The organism is Pontibacter silvestris, from assembly GCF_020907275.1.
In the GTDB taxonomy this organism is placed as follows: Bacteria; Bacteroidota; Bacteroidia; order Cytophagales; family Hymenobacteraceae; genus Pontibacter; species Pontibacter silvestris.
Map to the genome: position 1 here is coordinate 195,494 of NZ_JAJJWI010000007.1, position 21,287 is coordinate 216,780.

The window sequence follows — 21,287 nt, forward strand, 5'->3', positions numbered from 1 at the left end:
AATAGGTATGTTCTTGTTCATTATATTTGGTTATTACTATATTTATCAGCATCAGAAAATAAAATGTATTTAAAGAATGAGCCTGTAGAAGGATTTGAGAAGCCGGATATCATCTCTGTTTTTAATAAAGCACAACGTAGAGTTCGGGAAAGTCTAATGAAGGGCAGTTCGCTAGAGGAAGTACTGGATAACCTAATACTGACTATACAGGAGCTGAATACAGGTATGAAATGCTCTGTGCTTTTATTAGATAGTGAAAAGAAGCAGTTGTTTCATGCCAGCGCTCCAAACCTGCATAAAGATTATGTTAATGTGGTAAATGGTTTGCCTATAGGGGCTGCTGAAGGGTCTTGTGGCGCTGCGGCATACAGTAGGCAACGAGTAGTGGTAGATGATATTGAGAACAGCCCTAACTGGGCCAGTTATCAAATTGCTTTAAAGTATGGATTAAAAGCATGTTGGTCGGAGCCCATCATATCCTCCAAAGATAAAACAGTATTAGGCACCTTTGCTATATATTATGCAACAACGCGTATACCTTCAGAAGAAGAAACTGAATTGTTGCGTATTGCGGGCGACCTTGCTGGTACCGCAATTGAATGGAACCAGGTTCTGAAGGAACGAAAAGTTTTTGAGGATGAGCTAAGAAGAGCAAATGAGGAGTTGGTAACACTCAATAAGGAGTTAGATAAGCGGGTACAGGCCCGGACGGAAGAATTAGAGTATCAGAATCATATTACCCGCACTATAACGGATAACGCTACAGGTGCTCTTTTTATGATGAATGAGCAAGGCATTTGTACATTTATGAATCCGGCAGCTGTTGCCATGACAGGTTACACCCTGGAGGAGATACAGGGCCGGCCACTGCACAACGTTGTTCACCATACAAGGCCAGACGGAACGCATTACCCGCTTGAGGAATGCCCGATTGACAGAGCTCTTCCTCAAAATAGTGATGTAAGGGCACACAAAGATGTCTTTATTAGGAAAGATGGTCGTTTCTTCCCTGTTTCCTGTGCAGCCAGTCCTATTGTAGAAAATGGTGTGCCTGTTGGTACGGTAATAGAGGTGCGTGATATCACAGAGGAAAACCATGCCCAGGCAGAAATAGAGGAAATAGCAGAAAGATTACATCTAACTCTGGAAGCACTACCACAGCTTTGCTGGACAGCCAGTCCGGACGGAGCTATAAGCTTTGTAAACCGTAGATGGATAGAGTATACTGGCTTGAAAGAACATCAGGCGCTTGGAGATAAGTGGCTAGATGCACTGCACCCCGATGATGTAGAAAGTGTTGTTGAGCGCTGGCAGGAGTCAGTTAGTAGAGGAGTAGAGTATGAGACACACTTTAGGCTGAAGCGTAATGATAGCCAGTACAGGTGGTTTCTTGTAAGAGGTATACCCCTTATAACACAAGGAGAAGAAGTAAAGGAATGGTTTGGAACGTGCACCGATGTGCATGAGCAGCTACTGATGATTGAAGAGTTGGCAGATGCGAAGAAACAGCTAACAGCTACAAATGAAGAGCTGCACAGTAAGAACAGAGAGTTGCTTATGATTAATGAGGACCTGGATAACTTTATTTATACAGCCTCTCATGACCTGCGCGCGCCTATTGCTAACCTGGAGGGGCTACTGTATGCACTAAAAGAAGAGCTACAAGTGGAACAGCCTGCTATAGAACAGATGCTCAACTTGATGGGTACGTCTATAAGCCGTTTCAAAAACACAATTGCTGACCTTACGGAGATATCAAAAGCACAGAAAAATCTGGAAGAAACCCATGAACTGATTAACCTACAGGAACTTTTAGATGAAGTAAAAGAAAGCATTACAGACAGTATTGAAAAGTCTGGGGCCACTATTACAGCTGATTTTAGTGAAGTAGCGGAAATAAGCTTCTCCCGAAAGAACTTCCGGAGTGTTCTGTACAACCTGTTGTCGAACGGCATTAAGTACAAGGCTCCAGAACGGCCTGCTGTTGTAAAGGTGAGCACCAGGTTATTAAAGGATAGCCATCAGGTGCTGTTTAGAGTAGAGGATAATGGCCTGGGTATAGATATGGCTTACGTGGAGCATCTGTTTATTATGTTTAAACGGTTACACGACCATGTCGAGGGCTCAGGAGTCGGCTTGTATATTGTAAAGCGTATTGTGGATAACTCTGGTGGGCGAATAGAGGTGGAAAGCGAACTGGGTAAAGGAACAGTCTTTAGTATATATCTGCCTTATACTACTGCTGATTAAGCCATGTCACGTTTAGGTGTATAGGCAGGTAACCGTTTGCCATACTTTCGCCTTTTTCATGCACTGCTATGGCTGCACAAGTACTGTCTGTTTCTGTTATCTCAAAAGTGATACCTTGTGCGGCATCATCATAAATATACACGCGCTTCTGCTGCTTATCAGGATAGTAGCCTACAGGCTTCAGGTGGTTGTACTGCTGCCTGATTTCGCCCATAGTGCTGCCAGTACTAATGCCATCAGGAGTGGTGAAACGAGGAGATGTAACCAGAACCTGGCGGGTTCGCAGGTTTATGTTGCCAGTCCCCATGCTACGAGAAGAGTACACCGCTACCATGTGCTTTGGTGTGTCAGGTGAATTGCTTAACCAAAAAGAAACCGCTTTGCCCATGGCAGCATCTCCGCTGTCTGCCTTGCTCAGGATGTTGCTTACTTGTTCTGCTGTGGAACCGATTTCCACCTGCCCAATGCTCTCACCCGGAACAATCATATATAAAGAGTCAGTAGTGTCTTTAGCTGGAGTTGTTTCTAGAGTTGTGGTATCAGTGGGTGCAGTAGAAGAGGTACTGGTTATGGCTTTATTTTCTGCTGTCTCGCTTCCGCAGGCGCTTAGTAAGGCAGCTAGTGCAATATATAAGTTACGTATGTTCATAAAGCAAGCTTTTAATGTCGTTTTTATACGTAACTTTTTTATTTATAACTATACCTTTTGGCTGACCAGGATGACGAAGTGCTGTAAATAAGGGTAGGGCAGCAGGCCTTTATTGCTACAGCCCGACCTTTACTATTCAGACCTTTTTCCAAAACCTACAGAGGAGAGCTTAAGTTAGTTTTTCCTCCAGTAAAAGGATAAGTATGTGTATTACTTTTATATGTACTTCCTGCACACGGTCTGCGTAACCAAAGTGCGGTACACGTACCTCAACATCACAAAGAGAAGCTAATTTACCCCCGTCTTTTCCGGTAAGGCCGACTACCTTCATTCCTTTATCTTTGGCTACCTCTGCCGCTTTTATAACATTACCTGAGTTACCGCTGGTGCTAATGGCCAACAGCACATCGTGTTGGTTACCTAAAGCTTCTACATAGCGGGAGAAGATAGCTTCGTAACCATAGTCGTTACTGACGCAGCTAATGTGGCTGGCATCAGCTATGGCAATAGCCGGTAAGGCTTTTCGGTCGTTGCGATAGCGGCCTGTCAGTTCTTCGGCAAAGTGCATAGAGTCACACATGGAGCCTCCATTGCCGCAGCTTAGTATTTTACCTCCGGCTTTAATGGCGTCGGCCATAACGTTAGCCGCTTGCTCTATAGCCTGCAGGTTATTTGTGTCGGAGATGAAAGCTGCCAGTGTTTTCTGCGCTTCTACCAGTTCTCCAAGAATGGTGTTGATCATATAAGGTTAAATGTCAACCTCAACCGCTTCTCTGGCTTCAGGTTGTTTTATGCTGTTGCTTCTGAACGCCTGCCGCTTCTCGTACAGGTCAGCCTTCAGTTCGTTTATTTTAAGGTCAGCCCGGTGCTGTTCGTGTCGGATACCGGTAATATATAAGTAATTAACCAGGAGCTTCAGGAGCATTATTCCGGCCCCCACACCTACCAGAACTTTGTAAAGGACCAGTACCTGGTTTTCTGAAGAAACATTAAAAATAGTGTTTTCATTAAGTACGGTTGCCAGCAGAAGGACTGCAAACACAATGTAAGCCACTAAGATCAGATCAAGAGCCGCTTTTAGTATTTTCATGCTTAAAAGGGTGTTTTTGGGGTGAAACAAGATGCTAGCTTAAAAATAAAAAAATAATATGTTTTTTTGAAGTCGTAGCTGCTGTTTTACTCAAAATTTCCTGTTAAGATTGCACTAAGCTCTTGCTATGGCTAAACAGTAAGCTGCATTTGCGTTAGTTTAGCGTATAAACCACTGCTGTTTTGCAACTCTTCGTGCGTGCCCCGCTCCACTATCTGCCCGTGCTGTAGTACCAGTATCTCGTCGGCATGTTGTATAGTGCTCAGGCGGTGTGCAATTACAATAGAGGTACGGTTCTTCATCAGGTTAGTAAGTGCTTCCTGTACCAGTTTCTCCGACTCTGTATCCAGTGCCGATGTGGCTTCATCCAAGATGAGAATCGGAGGGTTCTTTAAAATAGCTCTGGCGATACTTAAGCGCTGCCGCTGGCCCCCTGAAAGCTTGCCGCCTCTGTCGCCGATGGTGGTTTGGTAGCCATCGGGCGTTTGCATGATAAAGTCGTGTGCATTGGCTATTTTAGCGGCGGTTATTACCTCATCTGCTGTGGCATCTGTTTTATTAAAGGCAATATTGCTGAAGATGGTATCATTGAAAAGAATAGGGTCTTGCGTTACCACACCCATTTTATCGCGGACAGATGCCATGGTGTAATCGCGGATATCAAGGCCATCTATCAGTATTTTGCCTCCCATAGGGTCGTAGAAGCGCGGAATAAGATCTGCCAGTGTAGACTTGCCACCTCCTGATGGTCCTACCAGTGCGACAGTTTTACCTTTTGGAATGGCTATATTTATGTTCTGTAACACAACTTTATCACCATAGCCAAACTTCACATTACGGAACTCAATATCCTGCTCAAATGAACGGAGCACTTTAGCATCAGGTTTGTCTTTTATTTCAGGTTTGGTATCTATTACCTGCAGTACACGATCACCGGAAACCAAGCCTCTTTGTATGTTACTGAAGGAGGCAGACATGGCTTTAGCCGGAACCAGCACCTGCGAGAAAAGAATAATGTAAGTAATGAACTCACTTGGCGAAAGTTCCGATTCCTGGTTCAGCACCAGGGAACCACCGTAATATAAAAGCCCTGCTACTACTGTTACACCTAAAAACTCTGAAAGGGGAGAGGCCAGGTCGCGCTTATTGGCAATAGAACGCTGGATATCAGCATAGCGGTTGTTCTGGCTGTTAAATTTATTAAGAATAAAGGGCTCCGCATTAAAGGCCTTAACTACGCGTATGCCACTCAACGTTTCATCTATAATAGTGAGTATAAAACTTAAAGAATTCTGGCCCTGCTGTGCCTTCCGTTTTAGCCTTTTAGAGATACCTGCAATAATACCACCTGATAAAGGCAGCAATATTAAGGTAAACAAAGTTAGCTTTACAGACATAGAGAACAATAGTACGAAGAAAGCTATAATAGAAATAGGCTCCCGTACCACAACTGTCAGTGTACTTACAACGGAGCTTTCTACTTCTTGTATGTCTACCGTCAAGCGTGTCATCAGGTCGCCTTTTCGCTCATTAGAGAAGTAGCCTAAATGCAGTTCTGTTACACGCTGATACACTGCATGGCGCATGTTTTTAACTACATGTGCGCGTAGTTCACCTATCACCCTAAAAGCTAAATAACGGAACAGGTTTGCCAGGAAAATTGAAACAATCACTATTAAACAAACAAATAACAGCGCGCCCTGGCGGCCTTCTTGCAGAATCACCTGCCCGAAATAGTAGTTGAAAAAGTCTTTGAAGAACTCGATATTCAGGCTGAACTCCGGCTTTTGCGTAGCCATAGCTACGGCTTCTTCTGCGCCCACCTCTCCAAACAACACATTCAGTAGCGGAATAATGAGAGTGAAGTTAAAGAGACCGAAAACGATGCCCAAGATGGTATATATCGTGTACAGTGGCACAAACCGGCTATACGGTTTGGCAAACTGGAGTATGCGGAGGTAAGTTTTCATGTTAATGTATATGGCCTGCTCTTATACAAGCTGGCTGGCAGCAGTATGTGTAAAAGTTGCTGCATCAGTAATTTATATTTTAAAGTACATTTTAGGTTGATGCTCTCATTTTGGCACCAGCTGCCGCAAAGATACTTAAATTAGTATGGAGATGAAGAGTTGGGAAGGTGGAATTAAAAATCTGACTATCGCTAAGCTTTAGTTGATGACAGGCTTATTAACTGTTCGGGAGGTGGTTTTAAGTAAGTGCTGAACTACTCATCTTATTTAGGAACAGAAAGCAGGACGCTCTCTCCTGAAATATCAGGAGAGAGACAGGAAAAATACTAAAACTCATGCAGCCGCTGTGGAATGTTCCAGCGGAAAGATACAGAAGTGTAAGAGGTGTTCTTATCAAGTAAATCATCCTCGGCATCGGTTCTTCTTATTATTTGCTTTAGGTCTACAAATACATTGTGCCTGAACTGGAAAGTAGCCGTAAGGTCTACATGAAGCTGATTTGTTTTTATTCCCTGCCCTATTTGGTTGCCATATTCCAGTGCCCGATCGTTGTAAGAAAGATTTACGTTATTCCCCCAGTTAACTGTATCTGTAGCGGTTACTACATCCTGGCCAAACCTTGTAAAAATAGCTTTGCCAACAAGGCTAAGGTGCGGGATAGGCTGGTAACGTGCAATGCCTATAACCTCATAAAGGTTAGCCCCGTTGGGGTGGGCCAACGACTGGTTGTAGTGCTGGTAATTCGTAAACTGATCTGTATGCTGGTAGGTGTAGGGGCGAATAAGGTTAAACTCTCCCTGAAGGTCTAGGTTGTTTATACCAAAGGCATCAATATACTTTGCGCCCAGCTGCCCGGCCTGCTTGTTTGCCCACCAGCCATTGCCTGCTTTAACCTCGTTTAATAAGAATTCATCAAGTTGAAGTTGGCCGTACACTTGCACTACATTGCGTATGTTCCATCTAAAGTCTAAGCCCAGCATCGCATTGTCTTCACTGCCAAGTTGCTGTTCAATGCTTCTGTAGAATATAACAGGGTTTAAGTACTGCAATTCAAACCTGCCTTTGCCACGGGCAAATACAACCTGTTCAAAAAAGCCAATGTTCAGGTTGTCTGTAACATTAATGCCTAAGCGGTGCAATGCCATGTACTTTTTCGGAAACAACTCATCAGTGTTGCCACGGCGGTACTCTGATGTCAGTTCCTGGAACAGGTTCATGTAGTGTAGTTTCCAGACACGGGTATTCAGCTTCAGGAAAAAAGCAGGCGGCGCATAATCAGAGTAAATTAATGAGCGATAGCCGTCGCCGATAAAGTGGCGGTCGTGGCCTAGTTGTATTTCAACATGTTTGCTTAAGGCATAATTTATATAACCTCGTGCTGTTATAAAGTCATAGCCATCATCTTTAAAGGTTTTCCAGAAGCCCTCGTGGGGCACTACATTGTCGCGTGCTATGCGGTCTTCTACATACCCGGGAAAACGGGCCTGGTTCTCACTAATAAAAGCATAAAACCCAAATTTCTCATCTATGGAGCCTTCCAACTGTACACCTCTGGTATTTACATAACGTGCACCATCTGTTTGGTTGTCGTGGCCAAGCTCAAAATGTATAACTGGGTTTACGCGTAAAGAAAAGTCTTTGCTCTCGTAGTGGTACAGGTCCGTCTTGTTTCTGTAGAAAGTGTTGAATATGGGGTGTTCACTTAGGTTGCTTTCCTGGTCAGTATAGTTCCAGTTGTCGTTTAGCAGGTATTGTATGTTAAAAGCATCTGCTGCTGTTTGAACATTACGGGCACTTACCTCGGCTAACTTAGCGACATCTCTGCGACCATAAGGGCGCACTGCTGTCTGCAACTGCGGCACCTGATCTCCATATTTTATCTGGTAACGATCTATAAGATGATATGTGTCGGGGTTATATGGCATGTATACATCCTGTGCCTGCGCAGCAAAAGAAACTATAGCACAAATACCAACGGCGCAAAGTAGATATCTCATCAGGAAAGTAGCAGTTAAAAGTAAGGGTGATGCGTTTAAAAGGCAAAATAGCTCAATTAAGACAGAGTTTATACTTTTATATTTTAATTGAGATTCAAATTCTGCAGAAAATATTCAACTTTTCTGATTCTTGCTAAGTAAGCCATTGTGCCAGCACTCATTTAAATCAGCTGAAACTATAGCAGATGCACTAAGTTTCCTGAATTCAGATTCTATATTAATAATTTGAATTGTGGCTTTTCTGCTGAAAGCTTGTACTAAAAAGCCACCAGTCAAGATGCGTACATTTATTATTGAAACGAGTAGATATATAGTCAATATCAAAAAATAATGTTAATCTTGATGTTGACTTTGCTCCTGAAGCATATTTATCACAACAAATACGTTTTGGCAATGCACACGGAAATAAAGAAAGCAAACATCCTGACAGATACTCCCTCACTAGCCAATCATTTTGTGGCAGAACTGCGCAATGTAAGTGTGCAAGGCGACAGCATGCGTTTCCGTCGCAATCTGGAGCGACTGGGAGAGTTGCTGGCTTTTGAAATATCAAAGACTCTGCCTTACAAAGAAGTTACTGTAACAACACCTTTAAAAGACACGCAAACGCTTCTGCTGGCAGAGCAACCTGTGCTGGCAACTATACTACGGGCTGGTTTACCACTTTATCAAGGTTTAGCGAACTACTTCGACAAAGCCTATAGTACATTTGTGGGGGCTTACAGAGTGGAGGAGGAGCACAGTGAGTTGCAGATTAATATGGAGTACCTGGCCTCGACTAATTTACATGATAAGATTCTGATTCTGGCCGATCCTATGTTGGCCACCGGAAGGTCTTTAGTAAAGTCTTATGAAGGCATGTTGCGGCATGGAAAGCCTAAGCAGGTGCACATTGCCGCCGCTATTGCCGCTCCAGAGGGTGTAGCCCTTGTACAGCAGGAAATTCCGGAGGCGCAGCTGTGGTTAGGTGCTATGGACGAGTGCCTGAATGAGAAGTTCTATATTGTGCCAGGCCTTGGCGATGCAGGCGATCTGGCTTTTGGCCCTAAAATATAATCCTGAACCTTATGTAATAATAAGCTGTTACGGAGCAACTGATAATGATAGGTTATGCTTTAAATAATAGCTTAATTGTTTGTTAGAATAATTATAGTTTATTATGTTCGAAAGTTCGTATATATTATACTAATAGGTGTTTGTTCTTGATGAGTACAAAATTTATGAAATTGTGTTAGTAGAAATATTAAAATACGTGTCGGTATATCTGATAAGTACGGTGAAGTTCTTTGGAGGACCGCTTACAGGTATTTCGCTTGGTTTATCGTACGTGGAGACGGTGCTGTTTACAATAGCTGGTATGATGACCAGCGTGGTGACTTTTTCTTTTATCGGGAAGAAAGCTTCTGTATGGTTGTCTAAGAGAAGAAAAGAGAAAAAGAAGCCCATGTTTAGCAAAAGGAGCAGAGGGATAGTGAAAGTATGGAAAAGCTTTGGTGTAACAGGTATTGCATTCCTTACACCTTTGCTGTTTACGCCTATTGTAGGTACTATCGTAGCAGCATTGTTTGGGGCTTCCAAGAAACGGATTTTTGTACACATGCTATGGAGTGCAACCTTATGGAGCTTTGTGCTAACATTTGTGGTTTTTGAATTTCGCCATCTTGCATTAGGGTTCTTTTAAAATATTAAAGCATATTAAGGTAAAGCTAAAAGCGCCAGGTCTATTGAATAGACCTGGCGCTTTTAGCTTTACCGTTTTTTACCGCCTTTCTTCTTTGTCTTCTGCCAGAAGGAAGCTTTCGGGTCACGCTTATTTTTAGTGGGCTTGCCTTTAGGTATACCTTTTTTTTCGTGGAAGGCTCCTTTGAAATCAGGATTTTCATGGCGTTTCTGGCGGTCTATTTCCATAGCCATTGCCTGCTGTTCTTCAAAAGGTGTCTCAAAAACCTCTATCTCGGGTGGCATCGGGTTCTCCGGTAGCTGCATACGGATAAGCTTTTCAATTTTGCGTATGTGGTACATTTCCGGCTCACTGGCAAACGTAATAGAGGCTCCTTCATTTTCGGCACGGCCTGTGCGGCCGATGCGGTGCACATAGTCTTCGTAAACAAAAGGCACATCAAAATTAATTACATGGCTTACCATTGTTACATCTATACCCCGTGCTGCCACATCAGTAGCTACTAAAAAGCGTACCTCGCCACCTTTAAAAGCCTCCATAGAGTTGATACGGGTATTCTGGCCTTTGTTTCCGTGTATTACCCGCACCTCCCCAAGCTCTTTCCGTTCCAGGTATTTTGCCACACTTTCCGCATTTTTCTTGCTCCTGGTAAAAATGATCACACGGTTGAAAGCTTCCTCATCTTTAAGCAGGTATTCCAGCATAGCTATTTTGGTGCGCAGGTTTGGTACGCGGTACAGTACCTGACTTACTGTTTCTACAGGCGTGGCCTGTGGCGTTATCTCAACCCGTGTCGGGAACTCGAGAAACTCTTCTGATAACTCTACTACTTTATCAGGCATGGTAGCTGAGAATAACAGGTTCTGGCGCTTTCGTGGAATTACTTCCAGTATCTGGCGGATCTGCGGCATAAAACCCATGTCCATCATCTTGTCAGCCTCATCCAGCACCATCGTTTTCAACTCCTTTAGCACTAGCTCCCCTTTCAGGTAAAGTTCCATCATGCGTTTTGGAGTCGCTACCAATATATCCACCCCCTCATTTATCTTTTCGATTTGCGTTTTAGGTCCCAGGCCACCATAAATGGCGGTGTAGCGCAGGTCAGTATATTTGGCCAACAGTTCAATACTACCTTCAATTTGCATAGCCAGTTCCCGTGTAGGGGCTAGTATTAGTACACGAGGGTTTTGCCCTTGCGCATATTTTACCTTCATGAGTATAGGCAGCAGGTAAGCGGCAGTTTTACCTGTACCAGTCTGGGCTATACCTAAAATATCATGCCCGGCAGAAATGAGCGGAATAGCCTGCTGCTGTATGGGCGTGGGCCTTTCGTAACCTGCTTCTTCAATGGCATTCAGCAACTGTTTATTCAGCTTAAAATCTTCAAATGTGATGTTCTCTCTTTCTGCTTCTTCTGCCATGGTTGTGGTGTTTACACTTTGTATTGATTTGCAAAAGTACGGGTTTTATTTTTAGGAGGTAAAGCCTGTGTAAATGAGTGCAGAACAAGTATATGCCAGACCTTAAAAAGCTTATCTCTTCAAAATATGAGGAGAAAGTAAATAAAGAGCTTAGCCACCCAAACAGCAAATGCATAGCAGTACTGCCTACTGTATGTTTATGCAAGGCTTAAGCAAAAGGCACAAGAGGCGATGACAACAGTGATACTTAACTGTTGTCATCGCCGTCGTCATTCCCGACAATATAACCGAGAGGCTTAAGCCCTTCAATGTTGTCAAATATCACCTTAATAATGCCTAGGTAAGGAACAAACAGAATCATGCCCACCACGCCCCATATCATCTGGCCAAGTAACAGGGCCATTAAAGTAGACATAGGACTTAGTTTTATTTTAGATCCTGTTATGTTGGGTGTAAGAGCATAACTTTCTATCTGTTGCACCACTAAAAAGAAAATGCCGACACCTACCGGGTACCAGACAGAGTCTTTGGTGAGGAAAGCGAATAAAACCGGAATAAGGCTGCCTGCAAGAGAGCCTATATAGGGAATAATATTCAGGAGGCCGGCAAGTAAACCGAAAAACAAAGCATGCTCAATGCCAATCACCATTAAACCTACAGTATTTATTGTTGATAAAATAAGTACAACCAAAAATACACCGGCAATATAAGAACTGGCAACCCCTGTTATTTTGCCTACAATATCACGGGCATTGTTGCTTCTGTTGCTGGCAAGCTGCAAAATAAAGTTTTTAATTCTTCTGCGATAGAGAAGAAACAGCAGGGTAAAGGTGATTATGATGATAAAGTTTACCAGGAAGTTACCTGTTGATAACATAATGGTGCTGATGTAACCGCCCAGGGAACGGAGGGTGCTTTCCAACTGGTTTTGAAGGTACTCATTTTGCTCCTCACGTGATAAGTCAAACTGGTCAGTGACAAACTCATGCCCTTGATCCAGCTTTTCTGATAGTGTCTGGCCAAGTTGTGGTAAATCGTTTGCCAGAGCAATTATCTGGGTGATAAGTACAGAAATCAACCCTAATAATATAATAACTACTGCAAACACACATATAAAAGCGGCTCCGGTACGGGGTAGTTTCCATTGCTCTAACTTCCGGCAGACAGGTACCAGAAGCATTGCAAATAAACCACTGATAGCTATAAGAATCAGAAAAGAATCAGCTAAGTAAAGTATGCCAAAAAACAGAAGAAAGGCTAAAAGTACCTGGTTAAATCGCTGCAGTGAACTTTGTTGTTCCATTTTGTTTGTGCGTTATTTGCCTTTATTTACTGCGGCAGAGGTTTATCTGTTGCGGCAGCTGTGTTTTTAATTAAAGCGCTTAAGGCTGTTTATTGACCATAGCTTCTTTTATCTTAGCAGCATGAAATCTATTCTTATAAAGAACGCACAAATTGTAAACGAAGGAAGTACAACTACTGCCGATATTTTGATAAAGGCCGGGCGAATAGCACAGGTGGGGCAAAATATTACTGCCGATGCCGATGAAATCATAGATGCCACGGGGCTGCACCTTCTTCCTGGAGTAATTGATGACCAGGTTCATTTCCGGGAGCCAGGCCTGACGCACAAGGCTACCATAAGTTCTGAGGCCAAAGCCGCTGTAGCAGGTGGCGTTACTTCTTTTATGGAGATGCCCAATACTGTTCCAAACACGGTAACACAGGAGCTGCTGGAGGATAAGTATAACATTGCTGCCGAAACTTCGCTGGCGAACTACTCTTTCTTTATGGGGGCAACCAACGATAACCTGGCCGAGGTGTTGCTTACAAATCCTAACACAGTGTGCGGAATAAAGATTTTTATGGGCTCTTCTACAGGGAACATGCTTGTAGATAATGTTGAAACACTGGAGCAGATATTCTCTAAAGCCAAACTCCCTATAGCTGTGCATTGCGAGGACGAACAAACCATCCGTGATAATATGGCTATCTATGAGGAGAAGTATGGGGATGATATCCCGATGAAATGCCACCCGGAGATACGTAGCGAGGCTGCCTGTTTTAAGTCTTCTTACATGGCGGTAAAGCTGGCTGAGAAGCACAACACACGCCTTCATATCCTGCATATTTCCACGGAAGAGGAGCTTAAGCTGTTCCGCAACGACATACCCCTGGAGCAGAAACGTATTACTGCCGAAGTATGTGTGCACCATTTGTGGTTCGATAAAAAAGATTATGATACTTATGGCGCTCAGATAAAGTGTAACCCGGCTATAAAAGAACAGCGACATAAAGAGGCGCTGTTGCAAGGCCTTTTAGATGATAAACTGGATATTATTGCCACTGACCATGCGCCTCATACGCGGGAAGAGAAGCAGGGCAAGTATAAAAAAGCACCTTCAGGAGTACCATTGGTGCAGCATTCTTTACAAATGATGCTGGAGTTTGTAAAGGAGGGTAAGCTGGCTATAGAGAAAGTAGTGGAGAAAATGAGCCACGCCCCAGCTATCCTTTTCAATATCAGGGAGCGAGGTTACATACGCGAAGGTTATTGGGCAGACCTGGTATTAGTAGATCTGGATAAGCCTTATACTGTTAACAATGATAATGTGTATTTTCAGTGCAATTGGTCTCCTTTTGAGGGACATACTTTTAGCAGTTCGATTACGCATACTATAGTTTCCGGGCACCTGGCTTTTGTAAACGGCGCTTTTGATGATCGTAAGAAAGGCGAGCGGCTTTTATTTGAAAGATAAAAAAATATGCAAAAAATATTGAGTAGCTATTGTTAATTAAATAAAGCTACTTATATTTGCACTCTCAAACGAGACACGGTGGTTGTAGCTCAGTCGGTTAGAGCACCAGATTGTGATTCTGGGGGTCGTGGGTTCGAGCCCCATCTTCCACCCTAAGCCCTTGAAGTTAGCTTCAAGGGCTTTTTTATTTACCTTTGCTTTGCAACAGGGAAGAATGGGAGTTTGATTGCTTAATTTTTACCTCCCATTTGTAATTCATAATTTCTAATTCTTAATTCAGAAGAAATGAGCTTAACAGTAGTAGGTTCGATGGCGTTTGATGCGCTGGAGACTCCTTTCGGCAAAACAGATAAAATTGTAGGTGGTGCGGCCACATATATTTCTTTGGCTGCTTCATATTTTGTAAAGCCCGTAAACGTGGTATCAGTAGTGGGCGGCGATTTTGACCAGGACCACATTAAGCTGATGCACGAACGGGAGATCAGTACCGAAGGGGTGCAGGTAAAGGAGAACGAAAAGTCTTTCTTCTGGTCTGGACGCTACTTTAATGATATGAACAGTCGTGAAACATTGGTAACGGAGCTGAATGTATTAGGCGATTTCGATCCAGCCATTCCGGATAGCTACCAGGGTTGTGAGTTCCTGATGCTGGGCAACCTGGCGCCAGCCGTACAGCGTAGCGTAATTGAGCGCCTGCACAACCGCCCGAAACTGATCGTGATGGACACCATGAACTTCTGGATGAATATTGCACTGGATGAGCTGAAAGAGACAATGGCCCTGGTAGATGTGCTGTCTATCAACGATGAAGAGGCTCGCCAGCTAAGCGGTGAGTATTCTTTAGTGAAGGCTGCTAAAAAGATTATGGCAATGGGGCCAAAGTTCCTTATCATTAAAAAAGGAGAGCATGGTGCCTTATTGTTTAGTGAAGACAAGGTGTTCTTTGCGCCTGCCCTGCCACTGGAGGAAGTGTTCGACCCAACTGGAGCTGGCGACACCTTTGCAGGCGGCTTTGTTGGCTATATTGCCAGTACAGGAGACACCAGTTTTGAGAATATGAAACGTGCCGTAATTCATGGTTCAGCTTTGGCTTCTTTCTGTGTGGAGAAATTTGGAACAGAGCGGCTGAAAGATCTAAGCCAGGAAGAGGTTGCTGCACGTGTACAGCAGTTTGTTGACCTTGTAAAGTTTGATACGGTGCTACAGTAGTATTGTAAAAAATGTATATTGGAAAGGGAGGCTTTAGTCTCCTTTTTATTTGGATTATCTGTAACAAAGTGCCTTTGGATAGGGTAAAACTAAATGTAGACTTAAAGAAAGGAATTTGTTATGGCAGAAGATAAAAATAATAATAAAGAAAGATTACAGCAGCAGGCTGAAAAACCAGCTACTGGTTGGATTGAGGATAAACGCTTGGAAGAAGGATACACAGATAAAATGGCGGTAGACCCTTCTAAGAGGTCTGTGCAGGCCAGCGATTCTAAAGTACAAAACCCAATGCGCAACCTGGCGAAGGGTGGTAATAACACCAATATCAAACACAAGTCAGGTGGCTCGTGATAAAAGCAAAATTAAAACTATGAAATAAAAAGAGGAAGGCGGTTTTAGCCTTCCTCTTTTTATTTCGAGGTACTTGCCTCTCACATACTATTTAGATCAGCGGGAGGAATCTGCTTTAGCTTTTTTTAACCTTAAAGGGCTATGTATAGCAGCTCTTAAAACTCCTGCTTTAGCCAAAGTTTAAAATTACGTTTCTCTTCTTCTCTGGCTGCAGATTTTTTTTCGATTGCATACTTCTGGTAAAAGCTTTGCCCGTTTGGTTGTAGGTTAACCTGGCGCAGTTGCTTATCTCTGAATAGTGTTAGAGATATGACTTCTGAAACGTTTATTTGTGCCAGTAAGGACTGCAGGTTCTGTTCTATTTTCCTCCCGTTCAGAGCTACCAATTCGTCGTCTGTGCTTAATACAAAGCTGGCAGGTGAACCTGGTGCTATTCCTGTCACTTTTGTGACCTGACCGTCTGCAACAATTTTAAATCCATAAAGGCGCTCGTTTAGCAGTGGGTTCTCTGATGCTTTTAATGTGCAGCCAACATTGTGTAGTGCTTCATCAAGAGCTTCTTCTAGCGGAGCTGTTCCGTCAATGTACTTCTCAAAGTAATCCTGAAAAGAGGTGCCTGCTACCTCACTCACTAGTTGTTGGTAGTCCTGCTCGGTATAACCAATGTTTTGTTTACCGAACTCATCCCATAACTTGCGCATTACTACATCTAAACTTGCTTTGTTGCCAGTAACCTTACGCAACTGCAGATCCAGTAGGAGGGCTGTTAGAGCGCCTTTAACATAGATAGACACTTTTCTGTCTGGGATACCAGCCTTATATCCATCCAGCCACAAGTCAAAAGAGGAATCAGCTACAGATAAGTTGTTGCGGCTGTAGTCGGCGAAATAGCGTTGGAGTGTTGTACTCAGTTCATCAAAATATTGCTCTGCTGTAAACACACCAGCTCTGGCTAACATATAGTCGCCATAGTAGGTCGTAACGCCTTCTGCCACATAACCGGTTCGGAAATAGTTTTCCTGTGCAAAGTTGTAAGGCAGCATCTCTTTAGGACGTATTTTCTTGATGTTCCAGGTATGAAACAGTTCATGAGAACTCACCCCGATAAACTCCTTGTACAGGGCTGGAGACATCAATAGCTCACCAGGGCCTAGCGTAATGACAGTAGAGTTGCTGTGCTCTACACCGTGGTAGTAACGGTAAGGCAGTATCTGGTTCAGGTAATGGTAATCCTGTACCGGAAAACTACCGAATATTTGTAGCTGTTCTTTTGTAAAAGCTTTGAAATCTTTAATAATTTGCTCCCAACCTGGTTTACAGTAGCCTTGTATCCAGATATGGAAAGGAATGCCAGTTACCTCATAAGTCTCTTTATGTAAACTGCTACTGGCAATAAGGGGGCTATCGACTAGCTCATCGAAACTAGCTGCCTGTAAAGTGTTAGGACTGGTTTGGGAAAGGCCACAGGCAATTTGCCAGTTACCTGGTAATGCAAGTTCTAATTTACAGGCCTCCTGCTCACGTTGTTCCACCGCCATAAAGCAGTTAATGCCGTTCAGGTACAACTGTGTTTCATCCAGCCAGGAGCCTCCGGCATCCATCTGGCGTGCATAAAAACTGTAGCTCACCTCTATTGTATCTGTTCCATTTGTCTCCACTAACCAACGGTCTTTGGTTACTTTCTTTACTTGCAGGCTTTCTCCGTTTGCCTTAGCCGACACCTGCCGTAGCTTCTGTGCAAAGTGCTGTAGCTCATAACGGCCTGGTCGCCATGCAGGCAACTGCAAATAGAGTTCTTGTTGCTTGTTGTCCTGTATAGAAATGGCAATATCTACAAAATGAGTAAGTGGGTTGCTGTACGAAACACGGTAATGGATCATGTATTTGATTTGCTTGATGTGCTAATATAATAACTTGATAACTATTTATATTGTTAATCAGATTACGTTGCGGTTAACTATAAAAGCATATAATCTGATACAGTATGTGTTTGTAAATGTAAAGTTTTCGCAGGCTGAAATCTGTGTTTAAGAGCTGCTGGAGCAGGTGTTGGTTAGGTGTAGGCAAAAAATGTGTAACAGAGGTTGCAATTTTACAAAAGCTTCTCTAATTTTGCAGGCCATAATAAAACCATTGGCAGACGATGAAAAGAACATTCCAGCCTTCTCAGAGAAAAAGAAGAAACAAACACGGTTTCAGATCTAGAATGGAAACCGCTAACGGAAGAAGAGTATTGGCTAGCAGAAGAGCCAAAGGCAGAAAGAGACTTTCTGTTTCTGACGAAAAAAGACATAAGGCTTAATTCCTAGGTTGAGCATTGCCCAGCCGTGGCCGCTCATGTCCATGGAGCCAGCTAACGACAGTAAAGCAGGCCAGCCGAATTCTTATACATTTTCGAAAGAAGAACGCTTGTGTAGTAAGCACTTAATTGCGCTGCTCTTTAGCAAGGGTTCTTCTTTTAATTTGTATCCGCTACGGTTTGTGTATTATTCACCCGGAGAGGAATTGCAAGGGCCTACCCAGCTTTTAGTCTCCGTGCCGAAGCGCGCTTTTAAACGTGCTACAGATCGTAATCGACTTAAGCGGCAAATTCGTGAGGCTTACCGCCTTAATAAGCATCTTATTGTCCAAAGTCCGGAACAAGCACCACGACTTTTGGGCATTCTTTATATAGGCAAGGAAAAAAAATCCTTTGATGCTATCCAGAAAAAACTAATTTCAGGTTTGGTACGTTGTTTGAGTAAATAAGCTTACCACGTCCCTAATCTGAAAGTTATGTATAAAAAGTTTATTGCGGGCTTTTTGCTCGTTGGTCTGGCTCTCGGTCTATTCTCTTTCCGGTCAGATTCAGAACGCTATTTTGAGATTGCTAAAAATCTCGATGTTTTTGCCACGCTTTTCAAAGAGGTTAATACCTATTATGTAGATGATGTGGCCCCCTCAAAAATGGTTCGTACCGGCATAGATGCTATGCTGAAGTCTCTGGACCCTTACACTAATTATATTCCTGAAGACGATATTGAAGATTTCCGTACCATGACGACTGGTCAGTATGGCGGTATTGGTGCGCTTATAGGTAACCGTGATGGAAGAGTTGTGGTGCAGATGCCGTATGAGAACTCTCCTGCACACAAAGCAGGTCTTAACATAGGAGACGAAATACTCAAGATAAATGGGATTACTGTTACAGGTAAGAATACAGATGAGGTAAGTAAGCTTTTAAAGGGGCAGGCCAATACCGCAGTTAAGTTGGATGTGTTAAGTTACGGGCAGTCTAAACCTAAAACATTAGAACTTACTCGTGCTAATATTATGGTAGAGAATGTGCCTTACTATGGCATGATAGACGAGGAGATAGGCTACTTTCAACTTTCTGGTTTTACAGTAGACGCCTCTAAAGAGGTAAAAGTGGCTGTTCAGAAACTAAAGGAGCAAGGCGCGAAGAAGATTGTTTTTGACCTGCGCGATAACCCGGGCGGCTTGCTGCATGAAGCTGTAAATATCTCTAATGTTTTTATGGATAAAGGGAAAGACATTGTAAGTACAAAAGGCAGAGTAAAAGAATGGAATAAAACGTACAAGGCACTTGATGAGCCCTTGGATACTGATATTCCATTGGTGATATTAACCAGTTCCCACAGTGCATCGGCTTCTGAAATTGTGGCGGGGGTTATGCAGGACTACGATCGTGCTGTACTTGTAGGTGAGCGTACTTTTGGTAAAGGGTTAGTACAGGCTACTCGTCCGTTATCTTACAACTCTCAATTAAAGGTAACCACAGCTAAGTATTACATTCCTAGTGGGCGCTGTATTCAGGCAATTGATTATGCGCACCGTAACGAAGATGGTAGTGTTGGTAAAATTCCTGATTCGCTTAGAGTCGCTTTTAAAACAGCCGCTGGCCGTATGGTGTACGATGGTGGAGGCGTTGCGCCTGATGTGGAAGTAAAGCATACAAGCTATTCAGAGATTACGAAGACAATAGCTGGCAAAGGTTATTTCTTTGATTTTGCCAATAAATATAAAGCGGAGCACCAAACAATACCTTCTGCCAAAGAGTTTAAGCTTTCAGACGCAGAGTATCAGAGTTTCCTTACCTATCTAAGCGATAAAGATGTTTCTTATAATACAGAAATAGAAAGTGAACTGGAAGAACTTTCTCATGAAGCTAAAGAGGGCAAACACTACGACGATATAAAAAATGAGTTAGATGCCATCAAAAAGAAAGTGTCACATAACAAAGCAAATGACCTCACTCGTTTTAAATCAGAAATAAAAGAAGTGCTTGAGGCTGAAATTGCTTCCAGATATTATCTGAGAAAAGGATACATAGAGTCTACTTTTGATGATGATGAAGATATTCTGATGGCGAAGCAAGTTTTAAACGATCCTCAGAAGTTTGCTTCTTATTTAAAAGTTAAATAGCAAGTTCTTTTGAAATACAAAAAGAGGGTGTTGCAGTTAAAGCTTCACCCTCTTTTTGCTTATAAAGCCTTTGTGCTTATTCTTTGGCTACTTGCTCAGGTTAAACTAATTTTGCGGTAGTCATCAATACTAAACAAATTAAACACAGCATGCCATACCTGCTAGCGCTCGAAACATCTTCTACTGTCTGTTCTGTTGCTCTTTATAAAGAACAACAATTGTTGGGTAGCGCAGAACTTCAGATAGAGAAGTCTCACTCATCACACATTACAGTTATGGTATCGCAGTTGCTGGAAAATTGTGGGATTACTTTAAAAGAGTTGAATGCTGTAGCTGTTTCAGGTGGCCCTGGTTCTTATACAGGTTTGCGTATTGGTTCTTCTACTGCAAAAGGCTTGTGCTTCTCGCTTGATATTCCTTTGTTGGAGGTGTCCACGCTTTATGGCCTGGCGGCTCAGGTTATAAACAGCACGCCAAATCCGGAGCAGTTTCTTTTTTGCCCTATGATAGATGCTCGTCGTATGGAAGTGTATGCTTGTATACTGGATCACCAGTTGCAGGAATTGGTGCCTGTTGCACCTGTTGTACTTGCAGCAGATACTTTTCAGGAGCAGCTGAGGGAAAGACGCATAATATTTTTTGGTAGTGGAGCAGGCAAGTTTAAAGAATTGGTGGTAAATAATAGTAATGCGCTTTTTATAGATGGAGTTTTACCTTCAGCAAAGCCTATTGGGCAACTGGCGTTACAGAAATATGAGGCACATGCTTTTGAAGATGTTGCTTATTATGAACCCTTCTATCTTAAGGATGTTTATATAACAAGTGCGGGAAAGCGCACAAATTAAACTGTTACTGATATGTCAGAAATAATAAACAAAGTAGCACAAAGTGCTTTGGTAACACTAAACCTGGAGAAATTGCTTCATCCGGGTGAGCGTGTAGTATATGATATCAAAGAAAATCTTTTTCAGGGCCTTATTCTGCGAGAGAAGGACTTCAGAGCTTTTGTTAAGGAAAACGACTGGTCTGTATATGATGGCAAGAACGTGGCTATAGTTTGCTCTGTTGATGCTATTGTGCCGACCTGGGCATATATGCTGTTGGCTACTAAACTTCAGAGCCATGCTAGTTACTATGTATTTGGCGATCTGGAGGCATTAGAGCAGGCGTTAATGCAGAAAGCAATTTCTAAAATTGACCCGGAGGAATACAGAGATGCTAAGGTCGTTGTAAAAGGCTGTGGTGATGTACAAGTGCCAACTTATGCATATGTAGAGATTATGCGTAAGCTACTTCCTGTAACAAGCAGCGTCATGTATGGTGAGCCGTGTAGTACAGTACCTCTTTACAAAAAGCCAAAGGTTGTGTAAGTACAGTGGTATTGAAGTATATTAAAGTTAATGCCTGTTCAGGTTTATGTACCTGAACAGGCATTGTTATCAAAGATAATATGAAAGTTTAAAAACATCAACAGCTCAGGAACTC

At 42.8% G+C, this 21,287-nt stretch carries 19 protein-coding genes and 1 tRNA gene; 12 read left to right on the forward strand and 8 right to left on the reverse strand.

From position 1 onward, the window contains the following. The first annotated feature begins 63 nt into the window (after positions 1-63). Positions 64-2,250, forward strand: a complete 2,187-nt coding sequence (locus LN995_RS08575; RefSeq protein WP_229960343.1) for a PAS domain S-box protein — start codon at positions 64-66, stop codon at positions 2,248-2,250. On the opposite strand, the gene LN995_RS08580 is transcribed toward LN995_RS08575, so the two are convergent. From LN995_RS08580 to LN995_RS08600, 5 genes are all read right to left on the reverse strand, one after another. Further along, positions 2,237-2,899, reverse strand: a complete 663-nt coding sequence (locus tag LN995_RS08580; protein ID WP_229960345.1) for a hypothetical protein — start codon at positions 2,897-2,899, stop codon at positions 2,237-2,239. The genes LN995_RS08575 and LN995_RS08580 overlap by 14 nt on opposite strands. Before the next feature lie 169 nt (positions 2,900-3,068). Next, the gene (lpcA, locus tag LN995_RS08585) at positions 3,069-3,641 is read right to left on the reverse strand and encodes a D-sedoheptulose 7-phosphate isomerase (protein ID WP_229960347.1); all 573 of its coding nucleotides are present in this window, start codon (positions 3,639-3,641) and stop codon (positions 3,069-3,071) included. A gap of 6 nt (positions 3,642-3,647) precedes the next feature. Further along, a complete protein-coding gene (locus LN995_RS08590) occupies positions 3,648-3,989 on the reverse strand; it encodes a hypothetical protein (protein WP_229960349.1) in 342 nt (113 codons plus the stop codon). Between the two features lie 131 nt (positions 3,990-4,120). Then, entirely contained in the window at positions 4,121-5,959 is a 1,839-nt protein-coding gene (locus LN995_RS08595; RefSeq protein WP_229960351.1) for an ABC transporter ATP-binding protein, read from the reverse strand. A gap of 326 nt (positions 5,960-6,285) precedes the next feature. Beyond that, on the reverse strand, positions 6,286-7,956 hold the full coding sequence (locus tag LN995_RS08600) for a hypothetical protein (RefSeq protein ID WP_229960353.1): 1,671 nt from the start codon (positions 7,954-7,956) through the stop codon (positions 6,286-6,288). A gap of 393 nt (positions 7,957-8,349) precedes the next feature. On the opposite strand from LN995_RS08600, the gene upp reads away from it, so the two are divergent. Together upp and LN995_RS08610 are read left to right on the forward strand one after the other, a co-directional pair. Next, positions 8,350-9,012 carry a uracil phosphoribosyltransferase gene (gene upp / locus LN995_RS08605; protein ID WP_229960354.1) on the forward strand — a complete coding sequence of 221 codons (663 nt, stop codon included), beginning with the start codon at positions 8,350-8,352 and terminating at the stop codon, positions 9,010-9,012. Between the two features lie 172 nt (positions 9,013-9,184). Beyond that, positions 9,185-9,637, forward strand: a complete 453-nt coding sequence (locus tag LN995_RS08610; RefSeq protein ID WP_229960356.1) for a hypothetical protein — start codon at positions 9,185-9,187, stop codon at positions 9,635-9,637. A gap of 68 nt (positions 9,638-9,705) precedes the next feature. Here the strand turns inward: LN995_RS08610 and LN995_RS08615 are convergent, their stop codons facing one another. Together LN995_RS08615 and LN995_RS08620 are read right to left on the reverse strand one after the other, a co-directional pair. Further along, complete coding sequence (locus tag LN995_RS08615; protein ID WP_229960358.1) at positions 9,706-11,058, reverse strand: DEAD/DEAH box helicase; 1,353 nt, start codon at positions 11,056-11,058, stop codon at positions 9,706-9,708. Positions 11,059-11,305: 247 nt separating this feature from the next. Continuing rightward, on the reverse strand, positions 11,306-12,361 hold the full coding sequence (locus tag LN995_RS08620; protein ID WP_229960360.1) for an AI-2E family transporter: 1,056 nt from the start codon (positions 12,359-12,361) through the stop codon (positions 11,306-11,308). Positions 12,362-12,482: 121 nt separating this feature from the next. Between LN995_RS08620 and LN995_RS08625 the strand changes: the two genes are divergently transcribed. The 4 genes from LN995_RS08625 (at position 12,483) to LN995_RS08640 (ending at position 15,377) form a co-directional block, all read left to right on the forward strand. Further along, positions 12,483-13,817: a dihydroorotase gene (locus LN995_RS08625; RefSeq protein ID WP_229960362.1), complete on the forward strand. Its 1,335-nt coding sequence runs from the start codon at positions 12,483-12,485 to the stop codon at positions 13,815-13,817. Positions 13,818-13,894: 77 nt separating this feature from the next. Further along, positions 13,895-13,970: transfer RNA gene (locus tag LN995_RS08630), tRNA-His, on the forward strand. Positions 13,971-14,102: 132 nt separating this feature from the next. After that, positions 14,103-15,026, forward strand: coding sequence for a PfkB family carbohydrate kinase (locus LN995_RS08635; protein ID WP_229960363.1), 924 nt, complete (start codon positions 14,103-14,105; stop codon positions 15,024-15,026). Positions 15,027-15,146: 120 nt separating this feature from the next. After that, on the forward strand, positions 15,147-15,377 hold the full coding sequence (locus LN995_RS08640) for a hypothetical protein (RefSeq protein WP_229960366.1): 231 nt from the start codon (positions 15,147-15,149) through the stop codon (positions 15,375-15,377). Positions 15,378-15,532: 155 nt separating this feature from the next. On the opposite strand, the gene LN995_RS08645 is transcribed toward LN995_RS08640, so the two are convergent. Next, positions 15,533-17,257: a M61 family metallopeptidase gene (locus tag LN995_RS08645; RefSeq protein ID WP_229960368.1), complete on the reverse strand. Its 1,725-nt coding sequence runs from the start codon at positions 17,255-17,257 to the stop codon at positions 15,533-15,535. A gap of 263 nt (positions 17,258-17,520) precedes the next feature. On the opposite strand from LN995_RS08645, the gene rpmH reads away from it, so the two are divergent. From rpmH to LN995_RS08670, 5 genes are all read left to right on the forward strand, one after another. Then, complete coding sequence (gene rpmH / locus LN995_RS08650; RefSeq protein ID WP_200507851.1) at positions 17,521-17,679, forward strand: 50S ribosomal protein L34; 159 nt, start codon at positions 17,521-17,523, stop codon at positions 17,677-17,679. A gap of 41 nt (positions 17,680-17,720) precedes the next feature. Further along, entirely contained in the window at positions 17,721-18,125 is a 405-nt protein-coding gene (locus tag LN995_RS08655) for a ribonuclease P protein component (protein ID WP_229960370.1), read from the forward strand. Between the two features lie 27 nt (positions 18,126-18,152). Further along, on the forward strand, positions 18,153-19,802 hold the full coding sequence (locus LN995_RS08660) for a S41 family peptidase (RefSeq protein WP_229960372.1): 1,650 nt from the start codon (positions 18,153-18,155) through the stop codon (positions 19,800-19,802). A 149-nt stretch (positions 19,803-19,951) separates the two neighbouring features. After that, complete coding sequence (gene tsaB, locus LN995_RS08665) at positions 19,952-20,647, forward strand: tRNA (adenosine(37)-N6)-threonylcarbamoyltransferase complex dimerization subunit type 1 TsaB (RefSeq protein WP_229960374.1); 696 nt, start codon at positions 19,952-19,954, stop codon at positions 20,645-20,647. A gap of 12 nt (positions 20,648-20,659) precedes the next feature. Continuing rightward, a complete protein-coding gene (locus LN995_RS08670) occupies positions 20,660-21,172 on the forward strand; it encodes a DUF2480 family protein (RefSeq protein WP_229960376.1) in 513 nt (170 codons plus the stop codon). Positions 21,173-21,287: the final 115 nt, after the last annotated feature.